We start from the raw sequence: 13,990 nt of genomic DNA, 5'->3' as shown, positions 1-13,990 counted from the left end.
TTTTTATAAAATATCTTTATTCACGCACCAATGGAGGTGCAGCATACAACATCGCATCACACATCTTGACCGTTCGTTTTATTAGGGACACATCATGCACTCGTACGATCTGGCAGCCCTGAGCAATACCAAAGGCTACTGTAGCTGCGGTACCTTCCACAATATCATCAGCGGGCAAATCAAGTACGGTCCGGATGAATTTTTTGCGTGAAGTCGCCAGTAACAGTGGATAGCCAAACTCAGTCAACCCGTCCAAAAGCATCATCGCCTGCAAATTTTCATTAAAATCCTTCGCAAAGCCGATCCCTGGATCCAAGATGATATTGGCTGACTTCACTCCTGCGGCTAAAGCAAGATCAATACTTTCCTTAAGGTCTGCCGACATATCCGCACCTAGATTCGTATAATCACGGTCCTGCCGGTTATGCATCAAAATAATGGGACAGTCTGCAGCTGCTGCCACTACCGCCATTTCCGGATCAGCCTTACAGCCCCATATATCATTAATGATATGGGCACCAGCAGCAATAGCTTGGCGTGCCACTTCAGCTTTGTACGTATCTATAGATAACGGAATATGCGGTGCCGCTCGATGAATACTCTCGATGACAGGCAATACACGAGCTAATTCCTCTTCAAGCCCCACTGGCTTATGACCAGGACGGGTAGATTCTCCACCAATATCTATAATATCAGCACCGTCTGCGGCCATTTGTAGCGCATGTTCTACTGCTTTGTCCGGATCATCCCAAAGTCCTCCATCTGAAAAAGAATCCGGGGTTACATTCAGGATGCCCATAATCAGCGTTCGATTTCCCAATTCCAAATCAGTATTTACACAGCGGTATGTCCGCTTGAATATGGCTGGTCTCATTTCGTTATTCCCGTCCTTTCTCTATAGAATGAAATCAAATCCGAAGTCATTCTGCCGCAAAGACCATCGCCTACGGTAAATTTTTTATCTTTTTCCCAAAGCGTTGTGACCGGGACAATTTCTTGTACGGAATTAGTAAGAAATACTTCGTCGGCTATTTTTAACTGCTCCCAATGATATGCGCCCTCTTCTACCCTAATCCCAGCACTACGAGCCAGCTCCATTACCATTTCCCGGGTAATTCCCGGTAGAATCCCAGCTGAGATATCTGGAGTGTAGAGAATATTGTTTTTTATAAAAAAGATGTTGCTGACAATGCCCTCTGCTATGATCTCTTGTGCAGTCAACATCAGTCCTTCAGCACCATTCGCCGCAGAGGCATAGCCACTAAGCTCACGCTTGGCCAAAATATTATTCATATAATGCAGAGACTTGAATCGCACTGCTCCCTCCGGAGTGTTACGCCGTAAGGACAACAGTTGCAGGTCTTTGCCTTCGCTATATATCTTTTCGGATACTTTCGGCAGCGCTTTGATGTACAGCAAATGATTGGGTTCGCAATAGTCGCCCGCAGGTAATCCGAGAATATCCTCACCAGCCGTCACGGTATAGCGTATATAAGCTTCTTTTAATTCATTTTTGTCCATAACACGCTGGATCCACTCCTGCAGCTGTTCAACATCCTGCGCAAATGGAATACCAAGCTCCTTGCAGCCCTCTGCCATACGCTTCAAATGACGCTCCAGCAGAAAAGGCACTCCCCCATACGTCCGAAAGGTCTCGAACAATCCTATGCCGTATAAAAAACCGTGATCCAGGGCGGAAACCACGGCTTGTCTTGCATCTATGACACCATTGTTAAATCCTATATATTTCATGCCGTTTCTCCGGCTCTCCGTTTCAAGAAATTACGCAGCATCGTATGACCATGATCCGTAATAATCGATTCCGGATGGAATTGCACACCTTCGATAGGGTATTCTTTATGGCGCAGTGCCATAATCTCCCCTTCTTCGGTCTCCGCTGTAATCTCCAGACAATCCGGCAGACTCTCGCGCTCTACAATCAAAGAATGATATCTTGTTGCCGTAAAAGGAGACTCCAGACCTTCAAAAACCGACGTGCCCTTATGATGAATCGGGGATGTCTTTCCATGCATCAAACGCTCTGCACGAATAACATTTCCACCAAATGCTTGGCCTATCGCCTGATGACCAAGGCATACGCCGAAGATCGGAATAATACCTTTGAAATGATGTAACAATTCCAAACTGATCCCCGCTTCATTAGGTGTACATGGTCCTGGAGAAATTAAAATATGATCGGGAGCCATTTTTTCAATCTCTTCAATGGTAATTTCATCGTTGCGGTGTACTTTAACCTCTTCCCCAAGTTCACCCAAATACTGTACGAGGTTATACGTAAAGGAATCATAATTATCGATGACCAAGATCACAGTGTTTCTCCCCCTTCGGCGCCGCTGGTAGTTTGGGATTCCTGCTGTAACTCACTACAGAGTACTGCCTTCACTACCGCTTTGGCTTTATTATGGCATTCACGGTATTCACGGTAGGGATCAGAGTCGATCACGATGCCCGCACCTGTCTGAATATATCCGACTCCATCCTTTACAGCCAGTGTTCTAATAATAATATTTAATTCCATATTTCCGTTATAGTCAATAAAGCCCATGGATCCTGTATACGGCCCACGCCGAACCGGCTCCAGCTCTTCAATGATTTCCATTGTTCTTACTTTGGGCGCGCCTGTAATCGTTCCCCCTGGGAACAATGCTGCGATTACAGCATAAGCATCCTTATCCGGTGCGACCTGGCCCTCTACCTGCGAAACGAGATGCATCACATGAGAGTAGCGCTCCACCGTCATTAGCTCAGGCACGCTGACGGATCCATATGCAGCGACACGCCCGATGTCGTTGCGCTCCAGATCGACAAGCATAACATGCTCGGCGATCTCCTTTTCGCTCCCGCGAAGCTCCGCCTCCATGGCGGCATCCTCCGCGGGAGTCAGGCCTCGGCGCCGGGTGCCGGCGATTGGCCGTGCGCTCACTTTGTCCCCGTGCAGCTTGACGAGCAGCTCCGGTGAAGCGCTGGATAGCGCGAAGCCGGGCGACCGCAAGAGCCCCATGTACGGGGACGGATTGAGCTTGCGCAGCCATTCGTAAACATCCTCCGGCGAGGACTTCAGCTGCGCCTCCTGGCGCAGCGAGAGGTTCACTTGAAATACATCGCCTTGGCGGATGTATTCCTGAACGTCCAGCACGGCCTGCTGGAACTTCTCAGGCGAGAAGGCCGAGGTCATACCCGGCCACTCCCCTGAGGAATCTGTGAGGGCCTCAATGCTACCTTTGACCTCTTCGTTCAATCCCGAAGCAGCGGATACCAACTGCCACTGCTCTACCATTCGTCCAGCCTGTTCTATAGCACCGAGATAAAGGTTCTGCAAATCCTCCATCCCACATTCTGCTGGAACCAGGACGTGAACAGCACAATAAAGCACATGCTCTTCGTGATCATAAATCCATACCTCATCCATCCTCATAAAGAGATAATCAGGAAAACCGGGATCATCTTGTGCGAGAGACGGTAAACGCTCCAATGAGCGAACCACATCGTACCCTAGAAATCCAATACATCCACCGGTAAATGGAGGAATGCCCTGAACGTTTAGACTTGGCGAGGTGAAGCCTGACATCCACTGCTGTAGCAGCTCTAGCGGCTGACCTATCAGCGTTGTAGTCTCATGTGAACCCTCATCGGCTGTATGACCCAATGATTCGGGAGAAAGGCTAAACACCTCAGCGCCTTCTCCCTTGCCTTTTAATATTGATACAGGATTTAAACCTAAGTACGTATAGCGGCCACCCTTGCCACTCTCCAACACTACGGAGTATTCGGAAGCTAGTTCCCAGGCCTTCTTCCAGGATGCGGGCAATTCCCCCGAGCACTTGGGTGATTTTATAATCAAGGGGAACATGCTCCAGTCTTCAGCTGCCCATTGTTCCCACTCATTCCATGTCGTTATGATTTCCAAAGCCATCCTCCTAAAAGTTTTATGGAGCCATTACATCGTAGACATCACTTCGCAATAAAACTCGCTTCGTAAGCATTTGCTTAAGTTTTGTCTAGCATAATCCTACAGTTTAATCTTCGGGACAAAACTTACTTCGTAAGCATTTGCTTAGTTTTATCTAGCAATTACTTATTATTAATCATCAGTAGTATATTGCCTGTCAGTATACTGTACTTAAGGCATTATTGAAAAGCCCCCAGCTATAGGAAATTAATATGGCTTTTGAGTCTTCGGTAAAAACCTTAGCATTTTTCAAAAATATAAAATTAACACGTCTAGGGTGTAGTATATCCACAGAACCTTTTGCCCATATAATCAACGAAAAGAGTCTCCATCACCACCAGAAAAGTGGTATGAAGACTCTTATAAATTACGTTATTGCAAACAATTACGCTTCGAAATTGTAAAGTGGTGTACTCAGGTAACGTTCACCATTACTTGGGATGATGACAACTACCTTCTTGCCAGGACCGAGGTCTTTAGCAACCTTAAGTGCTGCAAATACTGCTGCACCGGAAGAAATCCCAGACAAGACGCCTTCTTCTTTAGCTACACGGCGTGCAGTTTCGAATGCTTCATCGTTCTCAACATGGATGATCTCATCATAAATGTCCTGGTTCAGGATTTCAGGAATGAAGTTTGCTCCGATACCCTGAATTTTGTGAGGGCCTGGTTTGCCTCCTGCCAAGATTGGAGAAGCAGCAGGTTCCACAGCATAGATCTTCACGTCAGGATATTTGCTCTTCAGCACTTCACCTGCACCCGTGATCGTTCCACCTGTTCCGATACCTGCAATAAAAGCATCCAGCGGGCCTCCGATGGACTCAATAGCTTCAACGATTTCAGGTCCAGTGGTCTCACGGTGGATCTTCACGTTCGCTTTATTCTTGAATTGCTCCGATGGGAAATAGCTTGGGTTCTCTTTCAGAATTTCTTCCGCTTTCTTAACCGCACCATTCATGCCTTCCGATCCTGGAGTCAGAACCAATTCTGCTCCGTATGCACGAAGTAGATTACGGCGTTCCAAGCTCATGGTTTCCGGCATTACGATAACTGCCTTATAACCTTTAGCCGCAGCCACAAGTGCCAAGCCAATACCAGTGTTACCACTAGTTGCTTCTACAATTGTACCTCCAGGCTTCAGTAGACCTTCACGTTCAGCTTCTTCAACGATGCTGATTGCGATACGGTCTTTTACGCTTGATCCCGGATTCTGATATTCCAATTTCAAATAAATATCTGCGGAGCCTTCCTGTGCCAGACGATTCAAACGAACGAGCGGAGTACCTCCGATCAATTCTGTTACGTTGTTAACGACTTTAGCCATGAGCAAAAACCTCCTTAGAATGATAAATGCGATATAAGAACGTAAATTGTGACTTTACTCTTCTGTATGTGTGTCCCTATTATGCAATAATAACTGCTATAAAGGGGTATAGATATTGGACCACCGTTAGTTATTTCCGACTAAAACGGTAGGTTTTACGTTAATATCATATTATCAATCTTGCAGGCTGTTGTCAATATTTATTGCCACATCATATTTCGTACGCAAATCACTCTCCACTTGCTGTAGAGGGGGTGCTTGCTCCAACGCCAGCTCTTGACGTATCAGCGCCCGAATTTCCTTTTGGTCCGGAATATTTTGTGTGTGAATACTCTCTAGTCGAATGATAGCGAATTCGTCCTCCGCCTGAATCGGCCCCGCTATATCACCCTCATCCAAACTAGCAGCGGTCTTAAGCAGCCCCTCAGGCCAAAAAGGATCGTCTTCCTCTACTTTACCCAAACGGCCTCCTTGCTGCCGACTCTCTGCATCAATGGAAACTTCCCTAGCTAAATCAGCAAAATTCTCGCCCTGTTCCAAGCGATCCATTACTTGCTCGCCTTCATCATAAGATGAAACCTTAATCATGGAGAGTTCCAATTCCCTTTTGGGAGTGAAACGCTCCGTGTTTTGGTCTAAATAAGTATCGATATCAGCTTCCTTAATCGTAATACCATCAGTGGCTATTGCTTGTAAGGTCAGACGATAAGCCGTTTCTGCGAACACTTCCTGACGAGATAATCCCAGCTGAGACTGCATTTGTGCATAATACTGTTCTTCCGATCCGTATCCAACCATAGTTCGTGCAAGTTCTTGCTCAACCTCATCGTCGGTCACGGTAATCCCCAGAGCCTTTGCTTCCATCTCCACAACAATATGATTGATCATTCCAACCAGCACTTCGTGGCCATGCTTTTTTTTGAGCTCATCCATCCACTGCTTATCTGTTATCGGTTGTCCGCCTGCAGTCGCTGCATCCGGTGTTTCGTTTTCTGTTGTATCCCCTTTTAGAAGAGCCATGGCGCGTAAGCTCCAGAACAATAGGCCCCCGAGCATTAAAGTTGCAACAGCCAGAATAACAACCGTATTGCGAAGTGCACGTTCCTGTCTCGTCATCATCCCATGCCCTACGATTTCGCTTGTTCTAAAATGACCTGTAATTCGTCCTTATTAAAAACATAAGCCTCGTTGCAAAAATGACATACAACTTCAGCCTGCTCATCTTCTGCAATTAATCTCTCCAGTTCATCTTGCCCTAAGCTAACCAATGTCTGCTCTACCCGCTCACGCGAACATTGACAAGCAAAGTTAATATCCAGTTCATCCATAACTACGGCATCCGGCAAAAGAAAACGCAGCATTTCTTCTGGCTCTAGACCCTGATCAAGAAGTGTTGTCACGGAAGGCATAGCCCCTAGGGCTTTTTCGATCTCCGTAATCTCCGCATCCGTCAGTCCTGGAAGAAGCTGAACGATAAACCCTCCGGCTACAATCACTGACTCATCGGTATCCACTAATACACCTAAGCCAACTGCAGCTGGGGTTTGTTCAGAAACAGCGAAATAATAAGTGAAATCTTCCGCAAGTTCTCCGGAGATGATAGGAATACTACCTCGATAAGGTTCCTTCAAACCTAAATCCTTTATAATATCAATGAACCCTTCAGTTCCTACGGCTCCAGCAACATCCAATTTGCCCATACTATTGCTAGGTAAGTGAATGTGAGGATGGTGTACATAACCGCACACTTCTCCCAACGCATTGGACTCCGCAACGATTTGCCCGATCGGTCCATCCCCTTTGACCATGATACATAGCTTCTCTCTTCCTTTGAGCATAGCGCCCATCATGGCTGCAGCGGTAACTGTACGTCCAAGTGCGGCTGTAGCCGTTGGATACGTATCATGTCTGCGCCGCAATTCCTCGACCAATTCTGTTGTGCGGACAGCAAACGCTCTCACTTTACCATTCATAGCCGTTCCACGGATAAGTCGATCCTTCTTTTTTTCCATTGGGTGCATAGCCCTCCTATCTCTTCGCCCTTTAGGCTTCTTTATCTTTATTGGTTACGGTCATAAATAATTCGTAATCCTTCTAGTGTTAACATAGGATTTACTTCGTCGATACAATCCGTCTCCCCCGCAATTAGCGAAGCGAGGCCTCCAGTAGAAATAACCTTCAGTTCCGGAGCGTTCATCTCGATTTTGATACGCTTTACAATCCCCTCGACTTGGCCTGCATACCCAAAAATAATACCAGCCTGCATAGCGTGAACTGTATTACGTCCGATAACCTTTTTAGGTTTCTCCAACTCAATTCGTGGCAGTTTCGACGCCCGCTGGTATAAAGCCTCTGTAGAAATAACAAGACCCGGAACAATCGCTCCTCCAAGATAATTAGCCCCTGCATCGATACAGTCGAAGGTCGTAGCCGTACCAAAATCAACAACAACAAGCGGACATTTATATTGTTCAATCGCAGCCACAGCATTAACAATCCGGTCTGCGCCAATCTCACGCGGATTCTCATAGCGAAGATTAAGTCCCGTTTTTATCCCTGGTCCTACGAGTAACGGATCTTTGCCTATATACTTTATACACATATCCACGATAGTCTTAACCAGAGGTGGAACTACCGAGGATATAATTACACCTTCCACATCTTTAACAGAGATCCCTGACATCTGAAAAAGATTGTGTATCAGCACTCCATATTCGTCCACGGTGGATTGGCGCGCAGTACTTAGCCGAAAATGATGCAACAATTCGCGCTTTCTGTATACACCGAGAACAATATTGGTATTACCGACATCGACAGCAAGCATCATGATGAGGACCCTTCCTTCTTGGCATTAAGGTCTAGACTAATATCCAAACTGGAAAAGGAGTACGTAAGGCGTCCTACAGAAATCACATCCACACCTGTTTCTGCGATCCCACGAACCGTTTCTAACGATACATTGCCGGAGGCCTCTGTCTTGACATGTGGAGCTTTAGCTTTAATCCTAGCCACCGCTTGCTTCATCATCTCGTTAGACATATTATCAAGCATAATAATATCAGCACCTGCTGCCAGCGCTTCTTCGACTTGCTCTAAGTTCTCAGTCTCTACTTCAATGCTCATCGTATGTGGAATGTTCTTCCGCGCACGACCTACTGCCTGCCTAATACCACCTGCACCTTTGATATGATTGTCCTTGATCATAACCGCATCATATAGACCAAAGCGATGATTAAAGCCTCCACCAACACGAACTGCATATTTTTCCAGCATACGATGTCCTGGTGTAGTCTTACGTGTATCTACTAGACGAGTCGGTAATCCATCGAGCACCTGTACGAAAGATGACGTACGTGATGCTACACCGGAAAGACGCTGCATCAAGTTGAGTGCAAGCCGTTCACCCGTAAGAATTGCATGTGTGCTTCCCTCTACCTCAATAATTACAGTCCCTTTTGTCACTGCTTGACCTTCTTCTACAAGGGCTGTAAAGCTAAGCGTAGGATCAACAATTTCAAAAACCAACTCTGCAATCGGGATACCACAAATTACGCCATCTTCTTTAGCATGAATAATCCCTTTAGATTCATGGCCAACAGGTATTGTCATTTGTGTTGTTACATCACCGGAACCAACATCTTCCCGTAGCCAAGCCTTAATGGATTGTACTAGTTCTTCATTGTAACCATTAAACATCATCGCTTAATTCCTCCACTATTCCCAGATCGCGAATTTGAAGCAGGTGCTTGCGCCACTGATCATCACTTCGCTGCGGGTAATCCTCACGGTAATGTGCCCCGCGACTCTCTTCCCGTGCTAGAGCAGACTCTGTCACGAGCAAACAGCAGGTCAGCATATTAGCGAACTCGTATTCCTCGCGTTTAGTCAATACGGATCCAAAGATGGGTAGCTGCCGTTTCAATTCTTCTATTCCCTTAGACAAGGTCTCTTCATTACGCCGTAATCCGGCATATCGAACCATTACCTTTTGTAGCTTCAAACGGCGTTCCACAATAGCTTGAGTTGGCGAATCAACACGCCCTTCGTTGCTACTAACTGATGTAACATCACGACCAAGCGGAGATATTTGGCGAGTCCGCTCAATAATACGATGTCCAAAAACAACTGCTTCTGATAATGAATTGCTTGCTAATCGATTAGCCCCATGTACGCCTGTGGAAGAAACCTCCCCGCAAGCAAACAAGCGAGGAATCGTACTCTCCCCATTCAGATCGGTCTTAATGCCCCCCATCATATAATGCGCAGCTGGAGCCACTGGAATCCAATCACTTGTAATATCCAGTCCATAGCCCATACAGGTCTCATGTATTGTAGGGAAACGATGCTTCACCATTTCTGGGGATTCATGCGTAATATCCAAATAGACAAACGTTGACTTTGTAAGCTCCATTTCACTTACAATAGCCCGAGCTACAATATCTCGTGGGGCTAGCTCAAGTAACTCATGATATCGTTCCATGAACCGCTCTCCATTAATATTGCGCAATACTGCTCCTTCCCCACGAACTGCTTCGGAGATTAGGAATCTAGGAGCTCCAGGATAACTCAATGCTGTAGGATGAAATTGAATAAATTCCATATCTCGTATATGAGCCCCGGCACGATAAGCAATGGCTACCCCGTCGCCTGTAGCTACTTCAGGGTTGGTAGTGTATCTAAATAATTGTCCTGCACCGCCAGAGCACAAAATAGTCGCATCCCCTTGCAGGAATAACCGTCCGCCGCCGGGACGCTGCAACAATGCGCCTACACATTCTCCACCTTCAGTGATGAGATCAATGACATAATGATCATCCCACACCTCAATGTTCTCATGTTCAGCTACCTGTTCAGCCAAGGCACGAACAATCTCATAACCTGTAGCATCTCCATTAGCATGCAAAATACGACGGTGACTATGCGCTCCTTCCTGCGTCAAAGCCAGTACCCCATCTTCCTTATCAAAAAGAGTACCTAAACGAATTAGCTCATGAACTCTATCTGGTCCTTCATTAACAAGTGCATCGACAGCTGTGGATGAGCAAAGACCTGCTCCCGCCATTAATGTATCCTGCCGGTGGTAAGCAGGGGAATCGTCCTCAGCTATTACAGCTGCGATCCCCCCCTGTGCATAGCGAGTATTACTCTCCATTACTGATTTCTTTGTGATCATAATGACACGCCGATCTTCACTAGCTTTAATAGCTGTGAACAATCCGGCAATCCCTGAACCGATAACAATACAATCTGTCTTTACTTTAGGAATATCCCGAAGATCAAAATCAACCAAATATTGTGGAATCATGACCGCGTTTCACCTGTTTCAACGAAAGAGTAGCGCATACTACCGGACTTGTAGCATGCGCTCTAGGGAAGTTCTGGCTTTGTCGGCGACAGCAGGCGGTACATAGATTTGTGGCTTCATCGTCTCCAGGCATTTCACCAGTTTTTTTAGATTGTTAACTTTCATATTAGGACAAACAAGAAATTTTGTAGCAAAATGGAATTCTTTATCCGGACTATCTTTACGAAGCTGATATCCTGTACCATCCTCAGTTCCAACGATAAATTGCTTACGGTCAGATTTCCGGCAATACTCGAGAATGGATGTAGTACTACCTACATAATCACCCATGGCCACTACTTCCGGACGACATTCTGGATGAACTACAAATTCTGCTTCTGGGTATTTCGCTCTCATTTCTACTACATCTTTAACAGTCAACATATCATGAGTGTTGCAATAGCCTTCCCAGATAATCAGTTTTTTGCCGGTCTGATCTTGTACGTATTGACCAAGATTCTTATCGGGTACCCAGATAATTTCTTCAGCATCGAGGGATTCGATTACTTTCACGGCATTGGCAGAGGTACAACAGATATCAGTTTCCGCTTTAATCTCTGCAGACGAGTTGATATAAGTCACCACTTTAGCATTTGGATGTTGCGCTTTAAGCTTACGCAAACCGTCTACATTGACCATATCAGCCATTGGGCAGCCTGCACGTTCATCAGGAATAAGGACGGTTTTGTTTGGAGCCAGAATTTTAGCACTTTCCCCCATGAAATGAACACCGCAGAATACAATAACCTCTGCATCAGTCTCTGCAGCCTTCTGAGCGAGTAAAAAAGAGTCTCCCCGGAAATCGGCAACCTCCTGAATTTCATCACGTTGATAATAATGAGCTAAAATGATTGCGTTTCTTTCCTTCTTAAGCTGTTCAAGACGTATACGAAGTTCTCGATTCTGTTCCTGCTTACGCTCAAGTGCCAGAGCTTCCACCGATTGTTCTCCCCCTTAAATCTTCGCGGCTTTACGCCGGTGCGATGTTATCAAATGGCATGAGCCATCATCCGAAAAAATGAATAAGCTGATGTTAATAGTAAGTAATATTAATCACTAATGTACACAACGTTCCAGCCCCTGTCAATGTGACTAGACAGGCTTCTAAGCATGAAATTACCTAAAAATTAAAATAAAAAATCCGGAGAGCAATTACGCTCTCCGGATTAATTTACATCTTATGAATAGTGATCCTGCTTAGGTAAGGCTAGTTCCGCCGCCTTTATTGTCATCATCAGATCCGTCATTACCCTCAGATTCAGGTTTGTTCGGGATTTCCTTTGATAGGTTCGGAGGCGTGGAATCAGTATCTTCAGACTTGCCTTGAATGCGGACACGCACATCACCGATATTATCAATGACAGGTTCGCCAACTTCAAGCGCAACGCCTTCGCCACCCTCAGCCTTACCATCTTCAGAAAGGAATCCTTGTTCAATCAGCTCTTTAATCTGATCAAGCTCAAGTGTTTCCTTCTCAAGTAACGTATTGGCAATCAGGTGCATTTCTTTAGAGTATTTGAGCAACAGTTCTTTACAACGTTCGTAGCTCGAAGTAATAAAGTTCTGCATTTCTTGATCAATCTCATAAGCAATGGAATCACTATAATTCTGTTCATGCCCAATATCACGACCCAAGAATACTTGGCCTTGAGAAGAGCCGAACTGCATAGGTCCAAGCTTATCGCTCATACCGTACTCCATGATCATGGCACGCACGATGCGCGTAGCCTGTTGGAAGTCACTGTATGCGCCCGTACCGATCTCACCAATAAACAATTCTTCGGCAACACGCCCACCAAGTAATCCAGTAACCTTATCCAAAAGCTCCTGCTTGGTAACGATCATCCGATCTTCCTTCGGAAGCATAATAACATATCCGCCGGCACGTCCGCGTGGGATAATTGTAACTTTATGCACCATATCAGCATGCTCAAGGAAATAACCAGCTATAGTATGGCCTGCTTCATGGTAAGCAACAATGCGTTTCTCACGGTCACTGATAACCCGACTACGTTTCTCAGTACCCACGATAACACGGTCAATGGCTTCATCCACTTCAATCATGGAAATATCTTTGCGGTTACGACGTGCAGCTAGCAATGCTGCCTCATTTAGCAGATTCTCTAGATCAGCACCCGTGAATCCAGTTGTGCGTTTAGCAACAACATCCAGTCTTACATCTTTCGTAAGTGGCTTGTTACGAGCGTGAACCTTAAGTACAGCTTCACGGCCTTTTACGTCAGGGCGGTCAACCGTAATTTGACGGTCAAAACGTCCTGGACGAAGTAATGCAGGATCAAGTATATCAGCACGGTTAGTTGCCGCAACAATAATAATGCCTTCGTTACCACCGAATCCATCCATCTCAACCAGCAATTGGTTAAGTGTCTGCTCGCGCTCGTCATGTCCGCCGCCGAGTCCGGCGCCGCGTTGACGACCCACAGCATCAATTTCATCAATGAAGATAATACATGGCGCGTTCTTCTTAGCGTTCTCGAACAAATCACGTACCCGAGAAGCACCGACACCCACGAACATTTCTACAAAATCGGAACCGGAAATACTAAAGAAAGGAACACCGGCTTCACCTGCTACTGCACGTGCAAGCAATGTTTTACCTGTTCCCGGAGGGCCTACAAGCAGTACGCCTTTAGGGATACGTGCACCGACAGCTGCAAATTTGCGCGGATCTTTCAGGAACTCAACGACTTCGACAAGCTCTTGCTTCTCTTCGTCCGCCCCTGCAACATCCTCGAAGCTGATTTTCTTCTTCTCTTCATTATATAACCGAGCCTTGCTCTTGCCGAAATTCATGACTTTACCGCCGCCACCTTGCGCCTGGTTAAACAGGAAGAAGAACAAGATGAACATAATGACTAGCGGGATAATAGAAGAAAGGAATGTCAGCCAAATGCTGGTACCTTCCATTTTCTTCTGAGTTAATTCAATCCCATTAACATCACTGGCTTGAATCAGTTCATTAATAGCAGCATCTGTTGGAGGAATATATGTGGAGAAGCTTTTCGATTTAGTATCGGCAGGCAACTCTCTATATTCGCCTGTAACTAAAAAGGCATTACCCTCAAACTGAACCGTCAAATCCTTCACATTGTTGCTCTTGATCTCCTGCCGTAACTCGTCGTATCTAGGGAAATCGGCGGCTTCATTTCCATTGCTCACAAACTGGACAATACCCACCACGACTAAAAATAAAATCAAATAAAAACCAGAATTCCGGATGAACCGATTCATCCCCTACCTCCTCTCGCAACACTCAAGTTATTGTACCATAGCCTCTTGGGACACCTCAAATAAAGGAAGCCAAGGGTGCCCGATCCGTATGATCAAGGCA

Annotated in this window: 12 protein-coding genes; all 12 read right to left on the bottom strand. The window is 45.9% G+C overall.

Annotated elements, in window-relative coordinates; all coding sequences use genetic code 11:
* Nucleotides 1-16: 16 nt before the first annotated feature.
* Nucleotides 17-874, bottom strand: a complete 858-nt coding sequence (gene folP, locus MHI27_RS00395; RefSeq protein WP_405175356.1) for a dihydropteroate synthase — start codon at nucleotides 872-874, stop codon at nucleotides 17-19.
* Nucleotides 871-1,752 (bottom strand): aminotransferase class IV, encoded by an 882-nt coding sequence (locus MHI27_RS00390; RefSeq protein ID WP_379426093.1) that lies wholly within the window; start codon nucleotides 1,750-1,752, stop codon nucleotides 871-873. The genes folP and MHI27_RS00390 overlap by 4 nt, the downstream gene beginning before the upstream one ends.
* The gene (gene pabA, locus MHI27_RS00385) at nucleotides 1,749-2,330 is read right to left on the bottom strand and encodes an aminodeoxychorismate/anthranilate synthase component II (protein ID WP_042123170.1); all 582 of its coding nucleotides are present in this window, start codon (nucleotides 2,328-2,330) and stop codon (nucleotides 1,749-1,751) included. Before pabA ends, MHI27_RS00390 begins: the two co-directional genes overlap by 4 nt.
* Complete coding sequence (locus MHI27_RS00380; RefSeq protein ID WP_405175355.1) at nucleotides 2,327-3,934, bottom strand: anthranilate synthase component I family protein; 1,608 nt, start codon at nucleotides 3,932-3,934, stop codon at nucleotides 2,327-2,329. Before MHI27_RS00380 ends, pabA begins: the two co-directional genes overlap by 4 nt.
* A gap of 421 nt (nucleotides 3,935-4,355) precedes the next feature.
* Nucleotides 4,356-5,294 carry a cysteine synthase A gene (cysK, locus tag MHI27_RS00375; RefSeq protein WP_042123166.1) on the bottom strand — a complete coding sequence of 313 codons (939 nt, stop codon included), beginning with the start codon at nucleotides 5,292-5,294 and terminating at the stop codon, nucleotides 4,356-4,358.
* Nucleotides 5,295-5,468: 174 nt separating this feature from the next.
* Nucleotides 5,469-6,413 (bottom strand): peptidylprolyl isomerase, encoded by a 945-nt coding sequence (locus tag MHI27_RS00370; RefSeq protein WP_081393266.1) that lies wholly within the window; start codon nucleotides 6,411-6,413, stop codon nucleotides 5,469-5,471.
* Between the two features lie 8 nt (nucleotides 6,414-6,421).
* Nucleotides 6,422-7,306, bottom strand: a complete 885-nt coding sequence (gene hslO / locus MHI27_RS00365; protein ID WP_042183894.1) for an Hsp33 family molecular chaperone HslO — start codon at nucleotides 7,304-7,306, stop codon at nucleotides 6,422-6,424.
* A gap of 47 nt (nucleotides 7,307-7,353) precedes the next feature.
* Complete coding sequence (locus MHI27_RS00360; protein WP_042183892.1) at nucleotides 7,354-8,121, bottom strand: type III pantothenate kinase; 768 nt, start codon at nucleotides 8,119-8,121, stop codon at nucleotides 7,354-7,356.
* Nucleotides 8,118-8,993 (bottom strand): carboxylating nicotinate-nucleotide diphosphorylase, encoded by an 876-nt coding sequence (gene nadC / locus MHI27_RS00355; RefSeq protein WP_042183890.1) that lies wholly within the window; start codon nucleotides 8,991-8,993, stop codon nucleotides 8,118-8,120. The genes MHI27_RS00360 and nadC overlap by 4 nt, the downstream gene beginning before the upstream one ends.
* Nucleotides 8,983-10,599, bottom strand: coding sequence for an L-aspartate oxidase (gene nadB / locus MHI27_RS00350; RefSeq protein ID WP_405175354.1), 1,617 nt, complete (start codon nucleotides 10,597-10,599; stop codon nucleotides 8,983-8,985). The genes nadC and nadB overlap by 11 nt, the downstream gene beginning before the upstream one ends.
* A gap of 39 nt (nucleotides 10,600-10,638) precedes the next feature.
* Nucleotides 10,639-11,577: a quinolinate synthase NadA gene (gene nadA, locus MHI27_RS00345; RefSeq protein WP_042183878.1), complete on the bottom strand. Its 939-nt coding sequence runs from the start codon at nucleotides 11,575-11,577 to the stop codon at nucleotides 10,639-10,641.
* Between the two features lie 258 nt (nucleotides 11,578-11,835).
* Entirely contained in the window at nucleotides 11,836-13,890 is a 2,055-nt protein-coding gene (gene ftsH, locus MHI27_RS00340; RefSeq protein ID WP_042183872.1) for an ATP-dependent zinc metalloprotease FtsH, read from the bottom strand.
* Nucleotides 13,891-13,990: the final 100 nt, after the last annotated feature.

The sequence above is a fragment of the Paenibacillus sp. FSL H8-0261 genome (assembly GCF_045040645.1).
GTDB lineage: Bacteria > Bacillota > Bacilli > Paenibacillales > Paenibacillaceae > Paenibacillus_AQ.
This window is presented reverse-complemented; position numbering and strand designations above follow the sequence as displayed.

What these genes read in the sequence shown, in the direction of transcription:
- folP (WP_405175356.1), bottom strand. Translation starts at nt 874, where the DNA reads ATGAGACCAGCCATATTCAAGCGGACATACCGCTGTGTAAATACTGAT.
- MHI27_RS00370 (WP_081393266.1), bottom strand. Translation starts at nt 6,413, where the DNA reads ATGATGACGAGACAGGAACGTGCACTTCGCAATACGGTTGTTATTCTG.
- ftsH (WP_042183872.1), bottom strand. Translation starts at nt 13,890, where the DNA reads ATGAATCGGTTCATCCGGAATTCTGGTTTTTATTTGATTTTATTTTTA.
- cysK (WP_042123166.1), bottom strand. Translation starts at nt 5,294, where the DNA reads ATGGCTAAAGTCGTTAACAACGTAACAGAATTGATCGGAGGTACTCCG.
- nadB (WP_405175354.1), bottom strand. Translation starts at nt 10,599, where the DNA reads ATGATTCCACAATATTTGGTTGATTTTGATCTTCGGGATATTCCTAAA.
- hslO (WP_042183894.1), bottom strand. Translation starts at nt 7,306, where the DNA reads ATGGAAAAAAAGAAGGATCGACTTATCCGTGGAACGGCTATGAATGGT.
- MHI27_RS00390 (WP_379426093.1), bottom strand. Translation starts at nt 1,752, where the DNA reads ATGAAATATATAGGATTTAACAATGGTGTCATAGATGCAAGACAAGCC.
- nadC (WP_042183890.1), bottom strand. Translation starts at nt 8,993, where the DNA reads ATGATGTTTAATGGTTACAATGAAGAACTAGTACAATCCATTAAGGCT.
- MHI27_RS00360 (WP_042183892.1), bottom strand. Translation starts at nt 8,121, where the DNA reads ATGATGCTTGCTGTCGATGTCGGTAATACCAATATTGTTCTCGGTGTA.
- MHI27_RS00380 (WP_405175355.1), bottom strand. Translation starts at nt 3,934, where the DNA reads ATGGCTTTGGAAATCATAACGACATGGAATGAGTGGGAACAATGGGCA.